Consider the following 26,230-nt stretch of genomic DNA (forward strand, 5'->3'; position numbering starts at 1 on the left):
GCGGCCTAAGTTAGGCCGCAATTTCTTGAGTGATTACCAATTTAATTTACTCATATCGCAAGATTAGCGACGGACGTGTACTCGCGGCTTTAAACGCAAGTGTAGCAACGGTGAGCCATGTGATCCCCGCAACAGCTAATGCTGCGACTCCATATACCCACACAGCTTGCTCGATGCGGTCATTAAAATTAGCAAGCCAATCACCAACAAGCCAATAGGTTACCGGATAAGCTATGGCGATACTGATTCCCACCAAAGTCAGGAACTCTTTTGCTAAGATATTCACAATGCTTAACCGTGATGCACCTAGAACTTTGCGCACAGCCACTTCTTTTTGGCGACGAACCGTTGCAAAAGATGCCAAGCCAAAAGTGCCCAAGCACGTCAGGAATACCGCAAGGCCGGTAAAGATCAACACAACTAAAGAGACTCGTTCATCACCACGCAGAACCGCTTTATAATTATCAGACATAAGGCTGATATTCGGTTCATAAAGGTTGGCGTTCTTAGCAAGAATATCAGTCACCTGCTCTTGCACGTAGGCAATGTTTTGAGCACTTACCGTCATTATTATTTCGCCCGCTGTACTTTGGCTAAATCCGCACAGGAAGATGATATTAGAGTTCGCGTCTTGGGCATTACCCACTTTTACATCAGCTACAACTCCCACAACTCGCATATTCAAGCCAAAGCCTTTATCCAAAATGGTTTGTCCAATGATATCTTGATAATTTGAGTAACCAGCCTGCTTTGCAACTGTTTCAGTTATGATCGCCCCAACGTTAGTACTGTTACCATCTTGAGACGCCCAATCTGCAGCGTATGTGCGGCTAAAATCACGCCCTGCTAATAATGTCAGCCCCAACCCTTCGACTAAATCAAAGCCTGCACCAATAGTCGGTGTTATCCCCTCTGATTGCTCTCCATTTGGCCACGTTGGTGACACACTGCTATTGATTGATACTGTCAGTTTCGTATCGATTACATTCAGGGCTTCAACACCATCTATTGCTGTAAGCCTATTCATTAGCGCTGTTGGCTCTTTCGAGAAAATAGACGATGCAGGTATATCTGAAACCACAACACGTTGTTCAGTCTCATACCCCAGAGGTAAGCTTTGCAAGTGTTTAAGTTGCTGCTGTAGTGTTACCGATGCAATGATCAAAGCGATTGATAAAGCAGCTTGAAAAGTTAGTAGGCTTTTACGTACAAAGATTGCTGTATTACCCCTTTGCAAATCGCCACTAAGCACTCGCTTCGCACTGAAAGATGAAATAAACAACGCAGGATATAAACCAGCGCCAACACCAACGACAATTGCTACACCCAAGACGACAACACTAAACATCGACATATAGTCAATAAACAGCGCTCTATCTACAAGTTGATTAAAGCTTGGTAAAAATAGCTCTACTAAGACACAGGCAATAATCATTGATAATAAAGATACCAATACTGACTCAGCCAAAAACTGTGTGACCAATTGAGTCTTACTTGCCCCTAGCGCTTTACGCACACCCACCTCTTTAGCACGCTTTGCCGACTGGGCAACCGTCATATTAATGAAGTTAAAGCCTGCAATCAGGATAAGCAGTACACTCAGTCCAGCGCAAATCACGACAACTTGCTCCGTTCCTCCTGATTTCATCTCAAATGGTGACTTTGCTGTGAGATGAAGATCACGCAATGGATGTAACTCGATCGCGAGCTTACCTTTCATCGGGCCATAAAAGTATTTATCAGTAAATATTTGCTCAAGCGCCGCTACATCTGTATTTTCAGCAAGTTTAAGATAAACGTAACTGGAGTTGATGTCTAAATTAGATAGGTCATGTTCAACATAAACTAAGCTTTTGAATGAAAAGTGCGTATTTTCGGGTAAATCCTTAAATACGGCCTTCACGGTGTATTGGCCGCCTTTGAAGTCAAGTGTTTCACCTTCAATATTAGTTGTGCCAAAAATTCGCAACGCTTCAGACTCATTTAACGCGATACCATTTGGTACGCTCAACGCATTGCTCAAGTCGCCAGCTAGCGTATCAATGTTGATGAAGTCTTGGATATTTGGAGTAGCTCCCAGTACCTCTGTTAATTTGTAGCCTTGACCATTATGCTGTACGTCTGTTTCAGCTTGATTTGTCCAATCTACTTTAGTGAGTGCAAATACAGACTCAATCTGACTGTATTGCTCCATCTCTTTTGCACGAGCAAAGTTAGAAATTGGCACCACCGCTAAGCCAAGCTTAGTGTAGTCCTGACCGATACGATAAATTTGCTCAGCGTCTGGTTGTTGGCTGTCATAAGAGAGCTCATTTCGAGCAAAAGACGCTACCAAAATTGCGGCAGCAAGGCCAACGCTAAGACCTACAACATTCAATATAAAATGTTGCTTTTGCTGCTTAAAGGAGCGTAAAGCTGTAATTAAATAATTGGCTATCATAATTAGGCCACCTCACTATCTGGAATTTGAACGGCGGTATTTGCCTTATCCAACATGACTTGACCATCTAATAATCGCACTAACCTATCTGCATAGGTTCCCTCTTTTTCAGAGTGAGTAACCATGATCACGGTGGTGCCTTCTTTGTTCAATTCACGCAACATTGTCATTACTTCTTCACCATTTTTGGAATCCAAGTTCCCTGTTGGTTCATCCGCTAAAATAAGTTTAGGGTTGATAACCAAAGCTCGTGCTACCGCGACACGCTGCTGCTGACCGCCGGACAGTTGCTGCGGTAGGTGATCCGCGCGGTGATCAATGGCAACGCGCTTTAAAATCTGCTCTACACGCTGTTTGCGTTCACTTTTAGAGATATTTTGGTACTGCAGCGGTAGTTCGACATTTTCAAATACCGTCAGCTCGTCAATCAGGTTAAAGCTTTGAAATACGAAACCGATTGACGCTTTACGTAACTGTGATAGCTGCTTCTCGGTGTAGCCCGCAATGTCAGTACCTGCAAACTCGAACTGACCAGAAGACGGAGAGTCCAGCATTCCAAGAATTGAAAGCAAGGTAGATTTACCACAGCCTGACGGTCCCATGATTGCAACAAACTCACCCTCATTAACAGTTAAATTAATATCGTTTAGCGCAGTAGTTTCAACGTCTTGAGTGCGGAATACTCGGTTTAGGTTAGTTAGTTTTATCATTGTAATATCCTTAGAAATTTAGTTGTTGCGCTTTGTCGAAGTTGCTATAGCTTGAGGTAATTACTCTTTCACCTTGTGATAGGCCGTCTAGGACTTCATAGTAGTCTTGATTCTTTTTACCTAAGCGAATGTCACGACGTTCAGCAGATTTACCATCATTTGCGAGTACGTATACCCAGTTACCACCAGAGCTAGTAAAGAAAGCACCACGCTTTAGCAATAACGCATTTTCTTTGTTACCACCGAGCATTAGCTCGACATCAATACTTTGACCACGCTTTATATCGCTTTGACCACTTGGCAGAGCGACTTCTACCTGAAACTGTGATTGGGTAACGCGACTATCAATTTTGCTCACCTTTGCTGTAACAACACCGCTATCCAAAAGCACATTTACTGCCATTTCAGGTTGTACTTGGTTTAAATAGAATTCATCGAGGCGTACAACCAATTTGTATTCATTTGGAATATCAATTTGACCTAAACGCGCCCCTTTACTCTTTGATTCGCCAATTTCTACATCTAGCTCACTCAAATAACCCGATACCGGCGCTTTGATCAGTAGGTTTTCGAGGTTTTTACGCGCAAATTGCAAATTCTTCTGTAGCATCTCGGCGCTATCTTCTAATTGTTCAACTTGTACTTTTCTAATCGAATTTTCCTGTGTTTGACGCTCTAATGTCAGTTCTTTTCGCGCTTTGTAGTACTTTAAATCGTCTTCAATTTCAGAAAGCCTATCTGATGCCAGCACACCTTTTTCAACCAACGGCTTAGATTGCTTGTAACGGCGTTCTAGGTGACTAATTTGCAAATCAATTTCAAGCAAATCACGGCGTAGGTTAAGGCGGCTGGTTTCCATCGTCATTTGTGTGTTTCGCAGGAAGTTAAGCTGCTCCGTAACCTGAGCTTCACGACTCATTACGTCTAGCTGTAAACTAGTGTTGCTCAACCTAACTAATGGCTGGCCGGCTTCAACATATTCACCCTGCTCGACTAAGCGCTCTTCCACTTGACCACCAGCGATAGTATCTAAGTAAATGGTAGTTTTTGGCACGACCTGACCACGCAGACTTAGGGCATCAACAAAAGCACCTTTACTGACGGTACTTACTGTCAGACTGCGCAGTTCCAAGTTTTGGCTACGACCTGAAGATGAGGTGTTATTAAACGCAAACGCAGCTGCTGCAATGCCAAGTAACACACCGCCAACAACGCCTTTTTTAAGATGCTTTTGTAGTCCTGAACGTTCTATTTTCTTATCCATATTCACGCCCCTTGTTCTGTATTAGTTAAATCGCTTTATCGGATATATAAGACTTATAATCAAACTTCATGCCAAGGGGGTTTACTATATATATAACAACGGGTTAAATATTAAGTTAGTTATTTTCCAATGTTAAACTGTCCGAAAATAGAACACATATAAATCAGAAAAGTGTCCAAAAATGAACACTTTTTCATGGACGCCATAGCTTGAAGTGCGCTAGGCTAAAAGAAAAACAAAGCACTCTGAGTATGAAGCAAGAAGGCACCATATTAATTGTCGACGACAACAGCGATATATTAATTGCAGCAAAGCTTTTGCTAAAAAAGCATTACCAAACCATCATCACCACTGATAATCCTTTTGATATAGAAGCGCAGATTGCATCACAGCAAATAGATGTGATCTTACTCGACATGAACTTTAGCCAAGATGCTATTAGTGGCAAAGAAGGCTTTTATTGGTTAAAGAAAATTGTCGAACAAGACCCAAGTATCGTGGTGTTGTTAATGACCGCCTATGGCGATATTCAACTTGCTGTCGATGCGATAAAAGCAGGCGCTGCAGACTTTATCGCTAAGCCTTGGCAGAACGACCAATTACTCGGTGCGGTTGCTGCCGCATTTGCTCATGCCAAAGACAAACAGCAAGTTGGTAAGCTCACTCGCCAGACCCAAGGGTTAAATCAGGCACTCAATCAGTCTAGCGGTAGCCATCAATTTGCTTTTTTAGGCCAAAGCCCGGCCATGAAAAAGGTGTTTAGTACTATAGAACGTGCGGCACTCACCGATGCCAACATTTTGATCACCGGTGAAAGTGGCACCGGCAAAGAACTTGCTGCACATGCCATCCACCAAGCCAGTATGCGTCGCGACAATACTTTTATCAGTTTAGACATGGGTGCTATCTCCGAAAGTTTGTTCGAAAGCGAACTGTTTGGTCATAGAAAAGGCGCATTTACCGACGCTAAAGAAGACAAAGTTGGCCGATTTGAATTAGCACACGAAGGGAGCCTATTTTTAGATGAATTGGGAAACTTACCCATGAATCAACAAACGACGCTGCTTGCCGCGTTACAAAATAGACAGATCACTCCAGTTGGAGGAAACAAACCCATCTCGGTGGATATTCGACTAATCTGTGCCACCAATGACAACCTGCAACAAGCGGTTGATGAAGGCCGTTTTAGACAAGATTTATTATATCGGATCAATACTATAGAGATCCGTCTTCCGCCACTTCGTGAGCGTACTGAAGATATTCCACTACTTGTAAACTATTATCTTGAACACTACTGCCACAAATATAAGCGGCAGCTTGAGATACATAGCCTAGACATGCAGAGTCTACAAGCATATCAATGGCCAGGAAATGTCAGGGAACTAGCACATGCTATTGAAAGAGCGGTGATCCTAAGCGAAAACGAACTTTTGGACATCAGCACAGTGGTGAAGACAACCTCAGCGCCAGCTGAAGGAATAATTACTGACGATAAAAACGATACTAATACGCTGATTTCCACAGATACTTTCAACCTTGAAGAGATTGAACAACGTACTGTGCGTGCAGCGCTCAAGCACTATCACGGCAATGTCTCAAACGCCGCAAAAGCACTCGGATTAACCCGAGGAGCAATGTACCGTCGACTAGAAAAATACGATTTGTAGGCAAGAAAATATGGTTCGCTTTACGCAACATCCTACAATGGTTTTTTTCAGTACAATTCTTGGCCTTATTGGCTTTAATGTGCTCTCGATAGTCTTGTATATACAAGGAGGATTCTCGGCGACTTGGCTCCTAGTCACGCTAATAGCGATCGCTTTCACCTCCTCTTTATACCGTCAATTTAACAAACAGAACAAGCACATGACTTTTGTTTTGAAATCACTCGCGAATGGCGATAGTTCATTGGGGTTGAGCCATCATCATCCCATGCGGCAGCACTTAGAAGAGATTAAGACTAGAATTCAAAGTGCACGTTTTATTGCAGAGCAACAGGCCCACTTTTTGCAGACCCTCTTAGTGCATATAGATTTAGCCGTACTGGTTTTCGATAAAGATGGTAATGTCATTGAGTCCAACCCAGCGGTAACCCGCTTACTCGGTAAACCCATTAATCACAGCGAAGATTTAGAAGATATCGCACCACTGATTAATGAATGCGATAACAGCTTGAAAACAATAGCAAATTGGCAATGTGGCGAGCAACAAGATAACTTGTCTATACAAATAACGTCAGCGCAGATCCAAGGGCAAATTCGTAAAATTGTCACCTTACAATCCATTCGTGATGCATTACAAAACAAAGAGCAGCAAGCCTATAAGCGTCTCACCAAAGTGCTTACGCACGAAGTCGCTAACTCTATTACACCTCTGTCATCCATTGCACAAACCTGTGAGGGACTCTTGCCCGACACATTAAGTTTTGACGATGAAGAGGATAAACAAGACCTCGCCCTAGCACTGCAAACACTGGCTAAACGCACTGAGTATCTGGGCGCTTTTATCGCTCGCTTTAGAACGGTGAGTAATTTACCAAGCCCAGTACTACAACCTGCCCAGCTTGCGTCGATTGTAGAGGGCATCTATCAGTTACATCAACAAAGCTGTCATCAAGCGAACATAGACCTACAGCTTGATGTTAGCCACTCCCAACTGGTGATGTTAGACACGGTTCAGATTGAGCAAGTGCTTATTAACTTAACCAAAAATGCTATTGAAGCGGTGCAACAACGCAATGACCAAGACCAGCGAAACACACGCCAAGTGGTGTTGAAAACTGGAGCCAATAACGCAGGCCAGCACTATATAGAAATAAGCGACAACGGCCCTGGCATTGCCGACCATGTAGTCGACATGATTTTCGTGCCGTTTTTTACCACTAAACAACAAGGCTCGGGGATCGGCTTAAGCCTCTCGAGACAAATTATGATCAATCATGGCGGCGACTTAATTTATCTTAGGCGCGAGCAAGGCGCATGCTTCAGATGCGTATTTGGTTAACTCACTTGAGCTTTGCTTAAGGCTTATCTTTAGTTAAAGGCAAATAAGACTACATGCCAGGTCGCTCCTTGAGGATTTGTGAACTTATAAAAAATCGGTAAACTAGAAGTATCTAATTTAGGGAAAAGTTCGTGCACACCGTATACAAACCTATTCTTACTATTACTGGAGTTGGCTGGACTGCCGTCATCATATTTTTAACCGCAATCGACTTACTGCACGATTGGGTTGAGATAGAAAGTGAGCGGCTGAATAACCCTATCTGGTGGGCCTTGCAGGAATGGGGGCTTTGGTATATTTACACACCTATACTCTTCTTATGGCTAAATAAACTCAGCCAACAGAATAAGGTATGTTGGCGTAATTACTTCGTTTGTTGCTCGGTTTTATTCGTGCTGAGCATGTCTATACAAGCTGGATTCGACTATCTCGTTTATCGCGATGATATTCCTTATACCTTGTATTATTTTGCGCCATTACACCCGCTGGTGATCTACGTCTGCTTTATGATTTGGCACAAGTTTATCCGTATTGAAAGCAATAAAGAAAACAATAGTACCGCGATAAATCAACGTTTGCTTGTGGATTTAGGCGGCGATAAGTCATTTTTACAAATCAAAGACATAGTGCACATTGTGGCAGCTAAAAACTATGTTGAAATTCACACCGAGTCGCACCAATACCTCAAGCGAGCAACCCTATCTCAGTTTGAAGCCATGCTGCCAACCGATATGTTTGTGCGCACCCACCGCTCTTATTTGGTTAACTTGACCTATGTTGAACGTATCATCACCAAAGCATCTGGCAATGCCATCATCAAGTTATCAACGGGCGCGCAAATTAGCTTGAGTAAAGGTTACAAGAAAGTACTAAAGTCACGCTTCGATACGCTTTCTCTGGCTGCATAACACCAGCGGGCGATCTGAGCTCGCTCACGGTTTCCCGTCGCTCCGTCCCATAGAACCACCTTACGTACCTAATAATTTGTTTTATCTGCTTTTTTATTTTTAATAGCGCAATGGAGAGCTTTTTATTCAAAGAGGAACAATGACACGATTTCATCCCTTCACGGCGGCCTATTACGCTTTAATGAGCGTCATAAGTAGCAGCGTTTACGCCAATATGGATAACGCTAAACCGAGTGTTTATGCTGGAAGTTCACTGCAACAGTTTGCAGCACAAGATGCACTTGCAACCATCGAGCGCTTACCGTCATTCACACTCATAGAACAAAGTGGTGAGCGCGGCCTAGGTGGCAGCTCTGCCAATATTTTATTAAATGGCATGGAGATCCGCGTAAAGTCTGGATCGGTCTCGGAGTATTTAAAACAGCTTCCCGTTGACCAAATCGCTGCGCTAGAAGTCTACCTAAGTCATCACCCATTTCCTTCACTTAAGCAATATAATCAAGTTGTTAACATCATTCGTGATGAAAAAAACAATGCCTATAATTGGCAACTAGGTAGCACACTCAATGCCAGCGCCGCCACTGGCATAACAGCAATGGCAGGGTTTATCTTACCTAAAAGGCAATGGACGCACAGCGGTCATATTCAAGTTCAGGATGAGCCGTTTAAAAGCACCAGCCAAGGTCAGCTGTTCGCGTCTGATAACACACCCGAGGAAAGCAGCGAAGAAACATTTAAGGAGCAAAGTGAGCGAATAACGCTCTCATTTACCAGCCACAAAACCATGCAGGATGGCGCCTTAACACTCAATGTTCAGGCTATAAAAGACAACTTGCAGTCACAATACGAATGGCTGTACCGCACGCCAACTTCATCCAGCGATGTTGAATCTGCGTTTTCGCAAGAGCGCGATAAAACAAACACTAGCGAGATATCTATCGATAGGCAGTGGCAAGGTCAGCATTGGAGCACACAACTCACAGGCTACTACTCAAAACAAAAGAATGAGTTGCACATGCTTGATGGTCTCTCTGCGCGGCTTTCAACACCAAGCTTTACACAGTATAAGCGTACTGACGAGCGAGTAATTCGCCTGATGGTAAACGACACTGTCTCGGAGTACGGTCTTGAGGCCAGTATCAATCGAGTAAATGCCAACACAATATTGCCCGAGGAGCAGCTACACAGCACGATAAAAGAGCTAAGTATTGAGCCCTTTGCGGCTTTTACTTGGTCGCTTTCACCAAAATGGCAGTTATACAGCAAACTGGCAGCCGAGCAGGCTACACTTTCGACCAATAGCAGTAAGAGTGAAGATATTCAGCATCTCATCGCCAAGCCGTTGGTGCGATTAAATTATGACGCGACAAAAAGCACTCAGTTTACAACCACCTTAAAGCATGAAGTGGAACAGCTCGATTTTTCACTTTTTTTACCAGAGCTCAACGCAGGATTTGGCCGCTTACAGTTTGGCAATCTTAAAATAAAGCCAATGCAGTACACTGAACTTGCACTGCAAATTGATATTGAAGAAGGTGAAAGATGGCGTTTTAACGTTAAGCCTTTTTATCAGTGGCAAAAAGATGTGCATGAATATCAGCAAGATAATCGAGGAGAAAGCATAGTTGCAAATGCCGGGGATGCCGCACTTTGGGGGCTAGATGGTGCGGTTAATCTAGACTTATCAAGCTGGATCAACAACAGTCAGCTCAATCTTGATTATAGTTATCGGGACGCATCATACCGTGACGTGCTCACGGGAAAACGTGCAATCAACGGGACTGTTCCACATTGGGCTAGTATGCAATTTCGACAAAGCTTTAATCGATTTTCGTGGAGCGCTGAGATTTCCAGCGGGGATAGTTATCGCGAATATTATCCCGATGAGCAATTTATTGAATCAGGCTCATTGCAATTGACTTTGCAAGCACAGCTTCAAGTAAGCCAACGCGTTAAGCTCAACTTAGAAGCTTCGCCACTCACGTCTAGATACGAATATCGACGCTTGTATTACAACGCCTCACGGGCGGGCAGCGTAAGTGCGATGGAAGCGATTCGTGAGCGTGTACCACCAGAGTTTGCGCTCACGCTAAGCGGAAGTTGGTAGGCCGATACTAATCGCGCCTACCGACTTTAGTGTCCTGACTAGGGCCTGTTTATCTTTCAAGTTTGTTTTTGCAGCAGTTTGATTGGTATTTATACAAGGCAGAGCCGGCGTAGCATAGTTATTCTATGTGAGTCAGGCGACAACACAGTAGAAATGCCAATCAAGCGCTGCCCTTTGGGTTCACCTGAGTGCGCTTTGTTCATTGTTGCTCAACTTTTGCCTAGATTACTAGGCGGCAAGTCGAGCGTCGCGACTAAAACACACTCAGGAGAACAAAAGTCAAACAGCAAAGGTCAACAGGCCCTAATATCGCTCTAAATGATTGAGAATATGTGGAAAAACATCTACATCAGCCTGACGCCCAAAGATACAATCTATGTGCGCGTAATTGGGGATCACCTTACGCGTAAACTGAGCATCACCAAAGGCAAGACAAAGACGTTCATAGGTTTTTTTCGTGCTCTCAGGTAAATAGCATTCGTTATCTGCCCCGCTAATAAATAGCGTCGGCACGTTTAATCGGTTGATGTGTGGCATGTAAACGTCCTTGCCATCTGCATCAACCAGTTTTCCTGCGCGACAAATTGCAGCAAGGTGCTCAAGGGTTTGAATATTGGCTTCGGCAAATAGTTCATCAATATGCTCATGCAGCAAATCGGTTAACTGATCATGACGGTATAAGGAGGCGTACATAAAGGTCACGCGATGGCAGCTATCATTGTTGCATCGCCCCTGTGCCTCGGCGAGCGCGTACAAGCCTAGCGCCTTATCATACAAAGAGGCAAGCCCATTGCTCTGCTCTGGTACTCGCGCCGTTAGTGAGTCTACGCCCAACCTTTCTAAAAATGAAGGGAGATGCAAACCTGTCTTCATTTTCGTTGCCATCGGCACCACGACGTCCGCCGCAATTTGTGATGCAACGACACTGCGAACCCCAGAAAGTCCGCTAAGCATAGACATAAAGAAGGTCGTAGCACCATAACAATGCACCACCGCCTGAATACTATCCGCTCCCGTAATGGTTCGGATTTTGTTCACCGCGGCAGGGTAATCGTATTTCGCGACCTGATCGCCATTTGATTGCTTTGCGGCGGCAGGCAACAAAATACTGACTCGATAATCCAATAGCCACACGTCATATTGGTTAGCGACTAGGTACTCGACTAAGTTGGTATCAATCATGTCGGTGGAAAAGATACTCGAAGCAACTCCCAGCCCATGCACTAACATAACCGGGCCCTTGTCACCGCCACGATAACGAGTCAGCGATAGCTGCACATGATCAGCTGTATCAAACAAGTACACTTCAGGTGTTGGAGCCCTTAGCGGCCGCTTTTTGCGCACCAATTCACCACTGTGCGTTTTTTCTTGGTAAAAAATACTGCCGTAACTTTGATATAGAGTGCCCGCAAAAAATTGCCCAAAGCGCGCAATGGCTTTTAAGCGAGCTGCTTTACTCTCGGCATGACTTACACGAATAGTGGCAAGCTGCGTCACAAAATCAATCGGTGCTATCTTCATAATACCGTGACCACACACGGCCCCTTGAGTATCTTCTCCTTCATGAATATCAACAAATAAGGTTGTAGTATCATCCCAAAGATCGAGAGAGTGAGGGTCGTCTTTGATTAGCTTAAAGGCATTAAAGAAGTACTGCTTGCCATCCTCCGCCATTAAATTCATTTTATAGATCATCTTCCGAGTATTTGGTGGAAAGGCCTGACGCTCAAACAAACGAAACTCACCATTGCGAACGGTCAATGGTTTATCAGAAAGCAGATTGCACTCAACGCGACCCGAAATATGCGCTTTATGTTGTGGGTCGGTCAACATCACCTCTAGATCCGTCGAGGTAACCGTCAATACAAACGATAGCGTTTGGTTTGTTTCTTGACCCTGCTGATAAGCAGCCAAGTAGGTTTGTAAAGAGGTAGTGCTTGGCTCTACCACGCGGCTAAAATAGCCCTGCATGCGCTCTGTAAACGCCAACCCTGTTGTAGTCGGCTCAGCGCTACGGGAGCGGCTTGATGGCAATTGATAGTCAATTTGCCAATCACGGTCCTTGGCGATAAGTGCACAGCAGCGCTCCGTCAATGCGCTTATCGTAAGCAGCGGATTGACCGCAAGCGATGTTGGAATGATGGCACCATCTGACACATAGAGCGAGTCGTAGCAGGCATCACTCTCTCCTGTAAACACTTGCCCTTTATGATTCACCACCCCTTCGGAACCCGTCTCAGCAAGCCGACAGCCACCTAAAGGATGAACTGTAACCAAGCGATTATTCAACCACGGTGACCAAATTGGGTTTTTAACATAGGTGCCACCGAGCGCTGCTGTTGCTTGAAGCAGCTTTTCACTCGCATGATGAAAATTAGGCTGAGATCCTAACTCTGGCCAACGGATGTTCAACTTGTCTTGCTCTAAAGTTATGACACCTTGGCTATCGTCATGGCTCATTACTAAGTAGGTTTGAGTATGTTTTACCGCACCATGATAAGCACCTCGCCATTGGCTTTGCCATACTCTCGCTTGCTCCTCCAAAGCGTCATAAAAACCGTGATCCGTGTCGAGCCCAATTACACCCGCAGCACTTGCAAGCGCAGTTGGTAACACTCCCGCCATGGCGCCGGGTAAACTTCCCTCTTCAATAATCATTTGTTGCGCGTGTTCGCTCGCTTCACGAAGATCGATTGCACTGGTGATACAAGGTCCTGTAGGCGCTTTGCCTTCTGGCTCTAGATTACCAACCCCAACACCATCGATTTCGGTGTCGCAGTTATAGCCAAAACCCAACATATCGCCATTACCAGTAAAATGCTGACCAAGTTGCGAAGAGATAGCCAAACCGCGACTTTGGCTACGCAATAAAATTTCATTACTGCCCAGCGTGCCTGCAGCCAAAATCACAAGATCCGCCTCAACAAATAACGGGGCTGCAGAAAAGCACTCTGCGCCGGTTTCCATGTCTTGGTAAAACACCCGCCAACCGGAGTCGGTTTTCTCCAAGTAGCGCACACTGGCCTGGCAATAAATTTCTGCGCCATGATTCCAAGCATCCGGTAAGTAATTCATTCGAGTTGTGTTTTTGGCATTGAAATTACAGCCAGACACACAGTCTCCGCAGTTATTACATGCTTGCTGCTCAACACCCACATGGTTAACGCCACCTTCAGGCGTCGCAAAACATACATTGATTGGTACTTTATTAAAGGGAGCTTCTAATGCATTTGCCGACTGCTGGTGAGCCTTCAGTTTATTCAAAGTTGGGTAATATTCAGGGTATAAGGCAGGTTTCAGCATCTCTCGAGCCCGCGTGAAACCCTCTTCCAACAAGCCATCCTCATCATCTCTAATCGCATGTGGCCATACTGGATCTCTCAGTACTGCATCTACTGGGGGCAAAGCAACATTGGCATTGATAAGAGAGGTGCCACCTAAACCACAACCGACGACGACATTCTGTTCACGGTGCATATGAATATCAAATAATCCCAAATGAGAGCCCTTGTGTCCTGTTTGGCTATTAAACTGCAACTCGCCAGCGGCCTCCAACTCGGTATCCGGAAAATCTCCCGTTAAAAACTCGCGCCCTCGCTCAAGTAGGCAGACTGATTTTCCGGCTCTCGCCATGCGTGACGCAGCGATAGAACCGCCATAACCACTACCAATAACAAGTACATCGTAATGCGGCTGAATTGCCGCCAGAGGTGAAGAAATTGGTTTCATTTGCTTGATTCCCTCTTCTTATTTTCGCTCACCACCTTGCCCGTGGCGATGCTATCCGTGAAGTATCCTCCATCGGAGGCATACTGACCCTAGCAATAAGAGTAGAGCATTTATTGCACAATGATGCAGTACTCTGGTTAAATAATCCGGAGGATCAGCGGCAACAATAACAAACACCCCAACCCCCAAAGAATTTTATTGTTTGTCAGCAAGGCTGCGCGATACCCCACCATCAACCCAAGGGAGCCCAGCTTTGGCACCAGCCAAAACAACAATCCAGAAAATAGCAGCGTTCCTGTGATCACCAACAGGCTCTCAAACACACCACCAAGTTGATAACGGCTCAGCCAAAGCGCCAAGGCAATAATCACGCTTTGGTGCCAGAGATAGATAGGAAACACCACTTTATTGAGCCTCGTAAGCAGCGGATGAGGACGGTTAAGATAACGCGCCGCTAATGCTAATATCAACAACACCGCACACACGCGCTGCAACACCAACACAAGACTCCCACTCCAAGTAATGAAGGTTGTGCGCGTATCTTGCTGCAACCAGTAAAAATGATATAAAAGCAAAATAATCATAGCGTTGACTGCACAAACCCACAGCAGCACTTTACCTTGCCGAGCAAGCCAAGCCCAAAACCGATTATGCTTAGCAAGCAGATAACCTGCGAGAAGAAAAACAAATCCCTGAAATTCTCTTTTGCTATCACCGTCCAATGCTAGCTGAGCCCAAAGTAAGCTTGCAAAAGCCAGCACGCTTAGTAGATAAGTTGACCAGCGCAAAGTGATAAAATGCCGGAGCATTACTTGAGGCTTAGAATTAAAGACGATATGCAACACAGCAAGGAGCAAAGTAAAACGCCATAATTCTCGCAAATACCACAAGTGATTGACATCGACATGGGGCCAAATACCGCTTTGATACTGACTAAATAAAGGGCTATTAAAATCAATAAACTGTTTGTAAAAATCAACATACCCAAGCGTTAATCCAGCATTTTGCTGCATTTCTGCGTACAGTTGTACGGGCACAACTAGCCATATGCCAAATAATAGCGGGAGCAATAGCAAAGGAGTACGAAAGAGCATGGCTGTGCATGCACCTTGTTTATCAAAAATATATCTAAGCGCAACTCCCGAGATAAACCAGATAAGCAACATGCGCCATGGTGAGATCAGTAACATCAGATATTCTAGCCAAACCGAAGTATAAGCACTTTTGTAGTGAAAACCCCAATTAGGTACATATAACATAGCGGTGTGATAAAAAATGAGTATCGTAAATGCAATAACACGCAGCCAGTCTAGCTCTACTCGCCGATTTAAATGATCCATGGTATTTCTTTTTGAAAATAAACTTACCCCTACAGTGCGCCAATACAGCGTACAATCAAACGAAATTTGCTTAAATAACAATAGCTAGGGATAAACCGTGGAATAGTGGGATAAAATAAGTGACCGCTTTGCATCCAGTTGCTAGAGTAAAAGAAAAACTCAAACCATGATGTTTTCACGTACCTTTATTCAGCAATACCACCCTTTGATGGCAATGGCATTACTCGCCCTCTTTCTAACGATTAACAACACCTTGAATGCCATTACTCTGATCATGGATGCCAACCGAGATGCGCAGCTCGATTTTGCGCTGTGGGAGCCTTTCGTGTGGGAATATACCAGTGCAGCTGCCAGCTTAGCCTTAATTCCTACCATATCTTGGTATTTAAACGCATTTCCTTGGCTGTGGCATAAACCTGTTAACGTCGCTTTTAGCTTTTTTATTGCCTCACTGTTATTTTGTTTTGGCCATGTTGGCATCATGGTGTTATTACGTGAAACGATTTATTTTAGTTTGCAACTAGATTACAACTTTCACCTTTCTTGGTTTGAACTTATCTATGAATATCAAAAAGATGCATGGAGCTTAGTGTTCTTTATTGCACTCATAAAAGCCTATCAATTTAGTGTCTCCCATATGCTTGGTGAAGCATCTCCGATAAAACAAGAAAGCGATGAAGATGAAACACTCCACAAACCTATTCATCACTTATTGGTACGTAAGCTTGGTAAAGAATTTATCGTTAAAGTTGAAGAGGTTGAGTGGTTACAGTCGTCTGGAAATTACGTCAATCTACACGTAAATGGCCGCATTTATCCGCTACGTTCCACGCTTGCTACGTTATGTCAGCGCTTAGACCCCGTTGGCTTCGTGCGTATTCATCGCTCTTTTGCTATTAATGTGTCTAAAGTGGTAAGTATTACGCCGCTCGCCAGTGGTGACAGCGAAATCGCATTGCAAAGTGGGAAAGTATTAACACTCTCGCGAACCTATAAAACACAATTTAAGCACCAACTACGCCTTGAGTAAGTGAGCAATACGCAATTACCAAGTAACCGAGTGTTATTGCGTTAATCCCATTAATCAATGCTAAATGCTGTAACGCTAAAGTTCATTTTGTATCCATTTCATCACCCTACACTACACAGCCGCAACAGGTAAGGTGTCTATTTTTGCATTTGCACCGAATTTATATACAATCTTATGCGGTTCAGATGCCTCATTGGACTGCATAATAAAAGGATAATAAAAAAGGCTCTATGAAAAACCTCATCACTCCATTACTTACAGCAATCCTGCTGCTAAATGGCTGTAGCCAAATACAGCAACCTCAACAGAATGAACCTACGCCAGATAACTCCGTGCAAGCTGGTGTAAACAAGCCAAAAAATACAGTCAAAGACGAAGCTAAAACAGTAGTTAAAACGCCATATGATCCGCTCGCAACTGATGATTTATGGCTCCGTATTAAAGATCAACTCAGCTTTGCCGATTCCGACGATAAGCGTGTAAAACAACGGATTGATTGGTACCTCAGGCATCCCAATTATATGGATACCATCAGTGAACGTGCAGCGCCGCTACTTTATTACTTAGTAGAAGAAGTCGAAAAGCGCGATATGCCAATAGAACTGGCATTGATGCCGCTAATTGAAAGTGACTTTAATACCCAAGCCTATTCTCACAAGCATGCGTCGGGTTTGTGGCAACTCACACCACTGATTGCAAAACATTATGGTGCCAAGATCAACGCTTGGTATGACGGCCGCCAAGATATCGTAGACTCGACCCGCGTCGCATTGGACTTTTTGCAATACCTCCACAAACGTTTTGATGGTGATTGGTATCATGCCATTGCCGCCTATAACACGGGTGAAGGTAGAGTGCTTGCGGCCATTGAACGTAATAAAAAAGCAGGTAAGCCAACTGACTTTTTCCATTTGAAGCTACCGCGCCAAACAAGTCACTACGTACCAAAGCTACTTGCGGCATCACAGCTGCTAAAGCATGACTTGATGAAGTTTCCTAAAATCCCTAATCGCTCTCTAATCAGCGTTATTAAACTCGAACAACAAGCCATCTTATCTGATCTCAAAGGCTGGAAAGAAGTCGAGGTATTAAATCCAGGCTATGCACGTTTTCCTGCATTACTCGGCGGCCCTGAGCATATTGTCATTCCCACAGCGCGCGTGTCAGAGTGGCAAACCATGCTCACACACTTACCCAAAATGCCCGCGGATACATGGCAACATTATACTATCCGACGTGGAGACTCTCTTAGCACTATTGCAAAGCGCTATTCGCTAACCGTCGCCGAATTAAAAGCCTTTAATCAATTAAAGAGTGACCGAATTCGTGCAGGAAAAAAGCTAATTTTGCCCATTTTGGCTGACAAACAACTGGACTATCAGATCAAACACGGCGATAGTTTATGGCGCATAGCTAAGCAATTTAATGTCAGTGTCGCTAAGCTAAAGCAATGGAACCAGCTATCGACAGATAGACTGAAAATTGGCGATACGTTACTGGTATTTCTGTCGCCTTAGGGCGTAGTGTCAGTTGGATAAATATGTCAGAACATAAGAATAATAACTTACCCTCTGAAAATGTAGCCGAAACGCAGGCAGCAAAGCCTGCTCGGCCACAGCCACACAGCTCGAGACACTCAAGGGGCTCCTTTAAACTTTCTCGCTCCAAAATGAACACCATTTTGGCTTTGTGTGCGATGTTTATTTCAGCGGCATCGTTTTACGCCACTTATCTGCAGGCAAAAGCTGCTCAAGAGCAGGTTTCCGCAGCCGAAAAGCAGCTAAAAACTGAAACTTGGCCATGGCTTCAATTCAGCTATAGCAATTTTGATTTAGAGTCGACTCAAGCAACGATTAGAGTCGATATTCGCAATTCGGGGACTGGCCCTGCCATAATCCACTACATTAAGTACGAGCTTGATGGCGAAAATTACTTTGATGTTACCGAACTTATGGATGCATGCTGCAACCTCAATGCCTATCAAGCAGCGCTTAGCGATGCTCAAAACGAAGAGTCAAATATCAATTATCTAAAAAAGTTTGGCTGGTATGTTTCCAGTGCGCCACAAAAGATTTTGCTGGCAGATGGCGACACTTTCAACATTTTTACCATGCCAAAAAGCAATTTTAATCGTGGATTATGGGATAAAATTGATGCCCACAAATCGGTTTTTAAGGCAGAGGCCTGCTACTGTTCTATACTAAAACAGTGCTATACCACCAATGAAAAAGCAGTGATCACTGAGGTACCTAGTTGTTCAACAACACAGATAAATTCTATCAGCGAGTAATCACTCACCTCATGCAGTTTGAAGGTGAGGTGCTACATTTGTACCTAGATGTGAATGCCAATCCGACGATTGGTGTTGGCTTTCACATGCAAAGTGTTGAGCAATTCTGCCAATTACCAATGCGAGATAGGCGCTCTAAACGGTCTGCCACCTTGCAACAAAAGCGCGATGAATACCGTAATATTAAGGGCAAACCCAGCGGCTACAAGGCTTCTTGGTATGCGCAATATACCGAGCTTACCTTGCCACCAAAAGCGTCTAAAAAATGTCTTATAGAGCAAATCAAAGAATTTGAACAGTACCTCATTCATTTTCTTGCCAAGCAAGAAACTGGCAGCATTCCTTATCAGCTATTACCAACCCCCGCTAAGATTGCGCTATTGGATATGGCTTACAACCTTGGTACCAGTAAGTTATTTTTGGCCTTTCCTAATTTGATTAAAGCCGTCAGCGCACAAGATTGGCACAGCGCAAGTAAAGAGTGCAGTCGCCTACATATTAGTCCAGCACGAAACGAGGCCACCAAAAAGCTATTCCTCAAGTGCGACAAATACCAGCGTTATCAACTGACTTGGTTCGAAACTTTGGTTAAAAAGCTAAAGCGCTGGCTGTCCTAAAGTTCAGCTCAGAAAAAAGGACTCGATAGGGTCGTAGATCAAGCCACGCTCATTGCGGTGAGAGTGATATAGATGAAATTTCTTTACCGTGAGTGAGAAAGGCGTAATGGGCTTCGTAACACTCGGCTCTGGCTTACAATTTCTAAATAGTGTGATATGTGGTGAGAACGGATGCGGGTTGTGATAGAGGTCACATTTTTCTCCAAAAGCACGCAGTGGATTGGCTAAATCAAGCAAAGCTTGTGGTTTTTGTTCGAGCTTTAAGTAAAATATGCCATTGTGCTGCCAGTAGCCATAGTCACTAAAGGTGAGTGTAAATTTAGGCACCGATAAGCTACTCGCAAAATCACAAAGCTCGGCTACTTTTGACTCTTCTACCATCGCAAGGAACGCCAGTGTAAGATGCCAATTATTCGGCTGAGTATTGGCTTTACTCGCACTCACACTATCTACCAGCCACTGGCCTATATGCGCTCGAGCGTCGTCATCCATGCCAATACCAAAAAATAATCGTTTTTGCATCTTACACCTATATTGATAATCTAAGGTTTAACTAGCCGCTTACCTACTAAAGTTAGCATAACCCCAGCAGAGAGGCACAATAAGCCAACAAATTGCAACCAGGCGTTTTCTACACGCTCAACAAATCTAGACCCTTGAAAACGATAATGTCTTCTGCCATCAGTTACCGATTCGGTGTAAGCGCCTCCTCTGTAATCTGAGAAAAGCTCCGTTTTTTTGTCTAAACGTTTCGCCATGGCAAGCTCAACTTGCTCCACAAATTCAAGATCACTATTCTTACTATGAGGAACAAGGAGAAAGCGCCACTTTCTATATAGCTCCACGGGCTCACCGGCTTGCAATACACCCTGAGATTCATATTCAAACAGTCTTTCACTAAAAAATATCTGTTTGTAGCCACTCCAAAATAACCCGACACCGAGAGACACTAGCAAAATAGCGAATATCGCAAGTTGCTTATATTGCTTTTGTTTTGATTGTTGATGTTGCTTATACCAATACTCTATATCTGGAATTTGGCTTAATTCTTCACGCTTCCCTAGTGTTGAAAGGGTTTGCATACACTCATCTAAAGATAAATTGAGCGCCGTTAGCAACTTTCTAAATACCTCGTTAGAAGGCACGGATTTGTCGTTTTCTAGTTTAGATAAATAGCTTTGCTCAACACACATTTGCTCAGCTAGCTGGGGTTGGCTTAAGCCTTTCTGTGTACGGATCTGTTTAATAAAGTGTCCTAGTGTCATCACGGTCATCCTCGTTTATTGTTGTTGCGACCCGGCACATTCTTGGCAATTCCTTGATAAATACCAAGTTGAATATTTAGGAATAAGCATGAATATCATAGCATTACGAAATATTCACGGTTTGAATTGAAGTTTTGATTAAAACGCACAATAAACAGGCCCACGTTCAGATCAATACAATGCCTTTTGGTGCAGCCGTGCACGAAACTCACTGGGCGTACACGCCTTCAACGCTTGAAAACGACGATTAAAATTAGAAATATTATTAAAACCACATTGATCCGATATCACACTAATAGGAGAGGCTGAGCTAATTAATAGTTTACAGGCCTTGGCAATACGCAGTTGATTGATAAACTCCGTCACAGTTCGCTCCGTGCGCTTTTTAAAGAAACGATGAAAGTGATTGGTGCTCATGTGCACTTGCTGTGCAAGCTCATCGGCGCTTAATTTGTCGGTGTAATTATCATAGATATAGGCAATAACTCGGTCGAACTTGTCTTTCGCGGGGTCATGGCGGGCGTCAAAGCGAAAGCCACTACTGGCTAAATGTTGATAATTCGATGTCGTCATCCGCGTTAACATTTCAAGCAAAAGCACAAAGCGCATTAACGGCTCGGCATCCGCGATTTGCTCAAACCACTTTTTCGCTTGCCTTGCGACTTCCACAGGAAATTTGACGCCACGGCGCGCTGCATTTAACAATTCAGATAAGCCATGTAATTCAGGATGCTGAGCCACTAAAGATTCCAACCAGTGTGCGGGTATTTGTGCAACATGGACAACGTGAGCGGAGTGATCCGGATTCGGTTTTGACTGCCAAGTATGTGGTAAGTCAGGGCCTAGGATCACCAAATCTAAGTCTTCGTAAGGGGCAATATGGTCACCCACATGACATACACCGACACTGTTGAGCGTCAAACAGATCTCATATTCCGGATGATAGTGCCAATTAAAGGGAATTTCGGGTAATTGATACAGGCAATAACGCCATGAACATCCAGGAGATGGTAGTACTTTCTCGTACATCGCTCGCATAGCAATTTCCTTTTACATTAATAAACTTATTTAAAATCGGCATGTTATAAACTTTAAAACAACTACTCGTTACACTTAGTTGCACACCATGCAAATTCAATCACTAAACAATATTAATCTATCGAAATATAGCGACAGCCTGAAGTGCAGTGAAGTATTTTTGTCAAATTACGCTCATTTAAGCGTGAAAAGTATCATTAGTAGATAGAAATATACCGCTTAAAAAACACTCAAGGCGATACCCTAGCTTCTGCCAACAACAAATAGGAACAATGGGCAGAACAATGAAAACAACTAAGTTGAAGCAATTTAAATTGAATAAACTTGCCGCCATCGTGACAGCAAGTATCTTATCCCCCCTTTTACTCACCGCTGCACCATCAGCATTAGCCGAAGAACAAAGCGCAACAGAAAAAGTCGAAGTAATTGAAGTAAGAGGCATTCGCCGCTCGCTTGAAGCTTCAATGAACACCAAGCGCTTTGCAGATGGTATTGTTGATGCTATCACCTCGGAAGATATTGGTAAGTTTCCCGACAAAAACATTGGTGATGCGCTACAGCGTATTTCTGGGGTCACGGTCGACCGCCAACATGGTGAAGTAAGTGGTGTTACTATCCGTGGTACCGCGCCCGAGCAATCGCGTATTTTATTAAATGGCCAATCCGTTGCCAGTACCGATTGGTATGATTTGGGTCCATCGACGCGTACTTTTAACATGGAGCTGTTATCAGCAGAGCAAGTTTCGGCAGTGAACGTCTACAAAACGCCTGAAGCAAACCTTGAAGAAGGTGCGCTGGGTGGTACAGTGAATCTTGTCACGCGTAAGCCACTGGACTTAGATGCACACACTTACATGGTGTCAGCAGAAATGGGCCGATCTACCTTGTATGATGAAAATGATATAAGTGGCTCATTTTTAGGTAGCTGGAAAAGTGACGATGAAAAATTTGGTGTGCTCGCAGCATACTCTATTGAGAACCTGACTTCAGGCCGTCACGTTATTGAATCCATTGGTGGCTACTATGAATATTTTGCGGCGGATCAAGACACGGGACAAGCATCTACAGTGGGCGCTTGGGCTATCGGCTCACAAGCATTCAGAGCTGAGCGCGAGCGCACCAGCGCGCAACTTACCGCGCAATTTGCACCAAGCGATAACACCGAATTTGCGGTAGACTACTTTCGCTTTGAGTTTGACAATCCACATGTAAACCATAACTTTCTTACCGTAAGTGCCCGTGGTGCAGGTGCTGTTGATGTACAAAACAACGCTGCAGGCGGTACACAGCGTGCGCGTATTTTGCCAGCTTACGCGAACATCATATACAACCCTACTGTTCGTAACGCCGTAAATATGGAAGTCGATGCTTTAAACTTCAGTGGTAAATACGTCGGTGAAACTTTCGAGATTAGCGGTGTTATTGGTCGATCAACATCTGATGGTGGTACACAGTTTGGCTCCTCAAGTTGGTGGATCCCGGCAACAGATGAGGGTGGAAAAATTGGCGATCCAGCCTTCCCTAACGGTCAAAATAGTACTGATGGCGGCTTTACTTACGATGCATCCGGCCCTTATCAAATTTGGTTTGATTCGCTAGACCCAACCGATGCCTCACAGCTCAAATTTGCTCATGAATCAAACTTCCAAACTACGATTCAAGAACATGAGGTAAGTTATGCGCAAGCCGATATCAAGTGGATGCTAGAGCATGATTACTTCAAGAACATCAAAGCGGGTGTGAAGGTTAATAAAAACGAATTTGCACGTATCGCAATACAAAGAAATCCAGCGGATGTTGTTGGTTTTGTCCCTGATGGTAATAGCTTAGCTAACTGGAGTGATGGTATTTTTACCAATCTTCATTCGCAAACGGGCGGACATATTCTTAATTCATACGCCAAGCTAAATGAAGATAAGTGGTGGAATTTTATCACTGGCAAGTATGAGGCGGGTGAATTAATCGAGCAGCAAGATTTTGGTAAAACCTACAATGTCGAAGAAGATATGCTCGCTATCTATGTGCAAAGTGAATTCAGCGGTGAAAACTTCCGCGGTAATATCGGCTTACGCTATGTGGATACAGAACAGCAGTCCAGCGGTTATGTTGATAACACGGTGTTCGATGAAACGGTTGACTACGACAACTGGCTACCGAGCATCAACTTCGCTTATGACTACAGCGACGACATTATCATCCGTGCGGCCGCCTCTAGCGTTATGTCTCGAGTTAATTATAACGACTTAAAACCAGGTCTAGCGATTGATGCTAACTTTGGTTCTGCCACCGGTGGTAACCCGAACCTTAAACCATACGAAGCAGATCAAGCTGATATTGGCGTCGAATATTACTTTACCGAAGCTTCCTTGCTCTCAGCAGCCGTTTTTGTGAAGAAAATTGACAACGTTGTCTTTTCTACCGAAGCGATTGAATATGTAGACGGATGCGGTACCGACCCTTCTAAGTATGATCAATGCCGAGTCACACGCCCACGTAGTAACGGAGACGGTGACGTAACAGGGATAGAACTGCAGCTTCAACATAGCTTTGATAATGGCTTCGGCTTTATTACTAACTACACCTACGTGGATAGTGAAACCACCACACCAGATAATGCAAAAGAAATGGTGCCGGGAGTATCTGAAAACTCATTCAATGGCTCGCTATTTTTCGAAAACGAGCAGTTCAGTGCACGTATCGCTTATAACTGGCGTAGTGAATGGATTGGCGTCGGTGCAGCACAAGCGGTGCGCAATGATAGCTACCAACAATGGGATGCATCGTTGGTGTGGCATGCAATGGAAAATCTGGATGTCAGCTTAGAGGGTGTAAACCTGACCAATGAGGTTATTCAATCTTACGACACCAACTACAACTTAACGCAGAACACCATTGAATTTGGTACGCGTTATTACCTTGGCGTCAGCTATAAGTTCTAACCTCGGAGCCCCAGTCGCTTACGGCTGGGGTCATTTGCCTATGAAAACTCATTTGCCTATGAAAACAATACAGTCACTCACCATCCTTGGTGGCGGTACAGCCGGTTGGATGTGCGCAGCCTACCTTGCAAAGCATCAACCCAATTTATCAATTACGGTGATTGAGTCATCGAGTATTGGCAGAATTGGCGTTGGCGAAGGCTCAACGCCACATTTGCAGCTTTTTATGCAAAGTCTTGGTGTGAAAGAACGCGATTGGATGCCCGCATGCCAAGCAAGCTATAAAACCGGGATCTATTTTGATAACTGGAATGGCGACAATGGCAGCTATTTCCATCCCTTCTTCTCTGAAATGGATGCAAAAACAGCGGAAGTCTACTTTGTCAACGCCAACGCCAGACGTCGTGGTAGCGAATATATAGATAAGCCCGAACATTACTTTTTAGCCGCAGTACTTGCCGACAAGCAACAAGCACCACTGCCACAGCGTCCATTACCAAGGGCGCTTGAGTACGGCTATCATTTTGATGCGCAAAAGCTTGCAGATTGGTTAAGGGCATTTAGCCTAGCGCGAGGCGTAATGCATATTCAAAGTACGGTGAGTAGCGTACAACATCACGCCAAAGAAATTATTGCACTGACACTTGAGTCGGGTGCACAGGTGAAAAGCGACTTTTACGTCGACGCCTCAGGGTTTAACGCCCTGCTGATAGAGAAAACACTCGAAGTGCCCTTTATTTCCTTTGCAGATCAGTTACTCAATGATTCAGCTGTCGCGATTGCCGGCGATAAAATAAACCCGCTACCTTCAAGCACTTCAGCTATCGCGATGCCGTGCGGCTGGCGCTGGCAGATCCCGCTACAAGGCAGAACCGGACATGGTTACGTGTACAGCAGCGCACATACCACCACCGAAGAGGCTGAGGCTCAGCTGCGTCAAGCCGCGCAACTCGATAAAGGGCAAGCCAAACACCTCACCATGAAAGTGGGCATGATGACACGCAGTGTTGAAGGCAATGTGTTTGCTATTGGTCTCGCGCAGAACTTTATTGAACCACTCGAAGCCACCGCGCTGATGGTCACAGGTTATAGCATTGAGTTATTGAATAGGCTGCTTTCACAACAGCTCGAGGTACAAGCCATCAATCAACAACTGTCAGATCTGGTGCTCGGTATTAAAGAGTATGTTCTGGCACATTACGCCACCAGCAAGCGCGCAGATACGCAGTATTGGCATGATGCAAAAGTCGCGGCACTGAGCTTAAGCGAGCTCGATGAGCTGCTCACACACTGGCGTAGCGGTGGTGATTTTGATGCTTGGCTCAACCAACACAGGATGTACTCTCCCTATATTCGTCCCAGTTGGTATTGCTTACTTGGCGGCATGGATCATCGCGATAGCACCTGCCAAATGCCCTTTGATCAAGCACCACAGCATATCGAACAGGCGGCCAAGGCCTATCTAACGAAGCTTAGTGATGAGCATTTTACTGCCCATACAACTGCACTGGAACAAATACAGCGAGCACAAGCATTCCGCGCATAACCCA

18 protein-coding genes are annotated in these 26,230 nt (G+C 44.4%); 10 read left to right on the forward strand and 8 right to left on the reverse strand.

The genetic code is table 11. The features are described from left to right. Positions 1-46: 46 nt before the first annotated feature. From PPIS_RS14635 to PPIS_RS14645, 3 genes are read right to left on the reverse strand one after another with little or no spacing between them, the layout of a single operon-like run. Positions 47-2,440 (reverse strand): ABC transporter permease, encoded by a 2,394-nt coding sequence (locus tag PPIS_RS14635; protein WP_010377663.1) that lies wholly within the window; start codon positions 2,438-2,440, stop codon positions 47-49. A 2-nt stretch (positions 2,441-2,442) separates the two neighbouring features. Continuing rightward, a complete protein-coding gene (locus PPIS_RS14640) occupies positions 2,443-3,150 on the reverse strand; it encodes an ABC transporter ATP-binding protein (protein ID WP_010377661.1) in 708 nt (235 codons plus the stop codon). 10 nt (positions 3,151-3,160) lie between these two features. After that, positions 3,161-4,414 carry an efflux RND transporter periplasmic adaptor subunit gene (locus PPIS_RS14645; protein ID WP_010377659.1) on the reverse strand — a complete coding sequence of 418 codons (1,254 nt, stop codon included), beginning with the start codon at positions 4,412-4,414 and terminating at the stop codon, positions 3,161-3,163. A gap of 251 nt (positions 4,415-4,665) precedes the next feature. Between PPIS_RS14645 and PPIS_RS14650 the strand changes: the two genes are divergently transcribed. The 4 genes from PPIS_RS14650 to PPIS_RS14665 all read left to right on the forward strand — a co-directional run bounded on the left by PPIS_RS14650 (position 4,666) and on the right by PPIS_RS14665 (position 10,432). Further along, positions 4,666-6,081 carry a sigma-54-dependent transcriptional regulator gene (locus tag PPIS_RS14650; RefSeq protein ID WP_010377657.1) on the forward strand — a complete coding sequence of 472 codons (1,416 nt, stop codon included), beginning with the start codon at positions 4,666-4,668 and terminating at the stop codon, positions 6,079-6,081. Between the two features lie 10 nt (positions 6,082-6,091). Then, positions 6,092-7,417 (forward strand): sensor histidine kinase, encoded by a 1,326-nt coding sequence (locus tag PPIS_RS14655; RefSeq protein ID WP_010377655.1) that lies wholly within the window; start codon positions 6,092-6,094, stop codon positions 7,415-7,417. A 131-nt stretch (positions 7,418-7,548) separates the two neighbouring features. After that, positions 7,549-8,325: a LytR/AlgR family response regulator transcription factor gene (locus PPIS_RS14660; protein ID WP_010377651.1), complete on the forward strand. Its 777-nt coding sequence runs from the start codon at positions 7,549-7,551 to the stop codon at positions 8,323-8,325. A 139-nt stretch (positions 8,326-8,464) separates the two neighbouring features. After that, positions 8,465-10,432, forward strand: coding sequence for a TonB-dependent receptor (locus PPIS_RS14665; RefSeq protein ID WP_010377650.1), 1,968 nt, complete (start codon positions 8,465-8,467; stop codon positions 10,430-10,432). A gap of 303 nt (positions 10,433-10,735) precedes the next feature. Here the strand turns inward: PPIS_RS14665 and PPIS_RS14670 are convergent, their stop codons facing one another. Continuing rightward, on the reverse strand, positions 10,736-14,161 hold the full coding sequence (locus tag PPIS_RS14670; RefSeq protein WP_010377648.1) for a GMC family oxidoreductase N-terminal domain-containing protein: 3,426 nt from the start codon (positions 14,159-14,161) through the stop codon (positions 10,736-10,738). Between the two features lie 137 nt (positions 14,162-14,298). Further along, the gene (locus tag PPIS_RS14675) at positions 14,299-15,501 is read right to left on the reverse strand and encodes an acyltransferase family protein (protein ID WP_010377646.1); all 1,203 of its coding nucleotides are present in this window, start codon (positions 15,499-15,501) and stop codon (positions 14,299-14,301) included. A 166-nt stretch (positions 15,502-15,667) separates the two neighbouring features. Between PPIS_RS14675 and PPIS_RS14680 the strand changes: the two genes are divergently transcribed. The 4 genes from PPIS_RS14680 to PPIS_RS14695 all read left to right on the forward strand — a co-directional run bounded on the left by PPIS_RS14680 (position 15,668) and on the right by PPIS_RS14695 (position 19,438). Beyond that, positions 15,668-16,531, forward strand: coding sequence for a LytTR family DNA-binding domain-containing protein (locus tag PPIS_RS14680; RefSeq protein ID WP_010377643.1), 864 nt, complete (start codon positions 15,668-15,670; stop codon positions 16,529-16,531). 230 nt (positions 16,532-16,761) lie between these two features. Further along, entirely contained in the window at positions 16,762-18,048 is a 1,287-nt protein-coding gene (locus PPIS_RS14685; protein ID WP_010377640.1) for a LysM peptidoglycan-binding domain-containing protein, read from the forward strand. 23 nt (positions 18,049-18,071) lie between these two features. Then, a complete protein-coding gene (locus PPIS_RS14690) occupies positions 18,072-18,821 on the forward strand; it encodes a hypothetical protein (protein WP_010377637.1) in 750 nt (249 codons plus the stop codon). Then, entirely contained in the window at positions 18,785-19,438 is a 654-nt protein-coding gene (locus tag PPIS_RS14695; protein ID WP_248694212.1) for a lysozyme family protein, read from the forward strand. Before PPIS_RS14690 ends, PPIS_RS14695 begins: the two co-directional genes overlap by 37 nt. Positions 19,439-19,441: 3 nt before the next feature. Here PPIS_RS14695 and thpR read toward each other — a convergent pair whose 3' ends face one another. The 3 genes from thpR to PPIS_RS14710 all read right to left on the reverse strand — a co-directional run bounded on the left by thpR (position 19,442) and on the right by PPIS_RS14710 (position 21,741). Further along, on the reverse strand, positions 19,442-19,960 hold the full coding sequence (gene thpR, locus PPIS_RS14700; protein WP_010377634.1) for an RNA 2',3'-cyclic phosphodiesterase: 519 nt from the start codon (positions 19,958-19,960) through the stop codon (positions 19,442-19,444). Between the two features lie 20 nt (positions 19,961-19,980). Next, on the reverse strand, positions 19,981-20,703 hold the full coding sequence (locus PPIS_RS14705) for a helix-turn-helix domain-containing protein (RefSeq protein WP_010377632.1): 723 nt from the start codon (positions 20,701-20,703) through the stop codon (positions 19,981-19,983). 171 nt (positions 20,704-20,874) lie between these two features. After that, positions 20,875-21,741: a helix-turn-helix domain-containing protein gene (locus tag PPIS_RS14710; protein ID WP_010377630.1), complete on the reverse strand. Its 867-nt coding sequence runs from the start codon at positions 21,739-21,741 to the stop codon at positions 20,875-20,877. Between the two features lie 284 nt (positions 21,742-22,025). On the opposite strand from PPIS_RS14710, the gene PPIS_RS14715 reads away from it, so the two are divergent. Together PPIS_RS14715 and PPIS_RS14720 are read left to right on the forward strand one after the other, a co-directional pair. Then, positions 22,026-24,680: a TonB-dependent receptor gene (locus PPIS_RS14715; RefSeq protein ID WP_010377629.1), complete on the forward strand. Its 2,655-nt coding sequence runs from the start codon at positions 22,026-22,028 to the stop codon at positions 24,678-24,680. A gap of 58 nt (positions 24,681-24,738) precedes the next feature. Next, entirely contained in the window at positions 24,739-26,226 is a 1,488-nt protein-coding gene (locus PPIS_RS14720) for a tryptophan halogenase family protein (RefSeq protein ID WP_021032523.1), read from the forward strand. The last annotated feature ends 4 nt before the right edge of the window (positions 26,227-26,230 follow it).

The organism is Pseudoalteromonas piscicida, from assembly GCF_000238315.3.
Classification (GTDB): Bacteria; Pseudomonadota; Gammaproteobacteria; order Enterobacterales; family Alteromonadaceae; genus Pseudoalteromonas; species Pseudoalteromonas piscicida.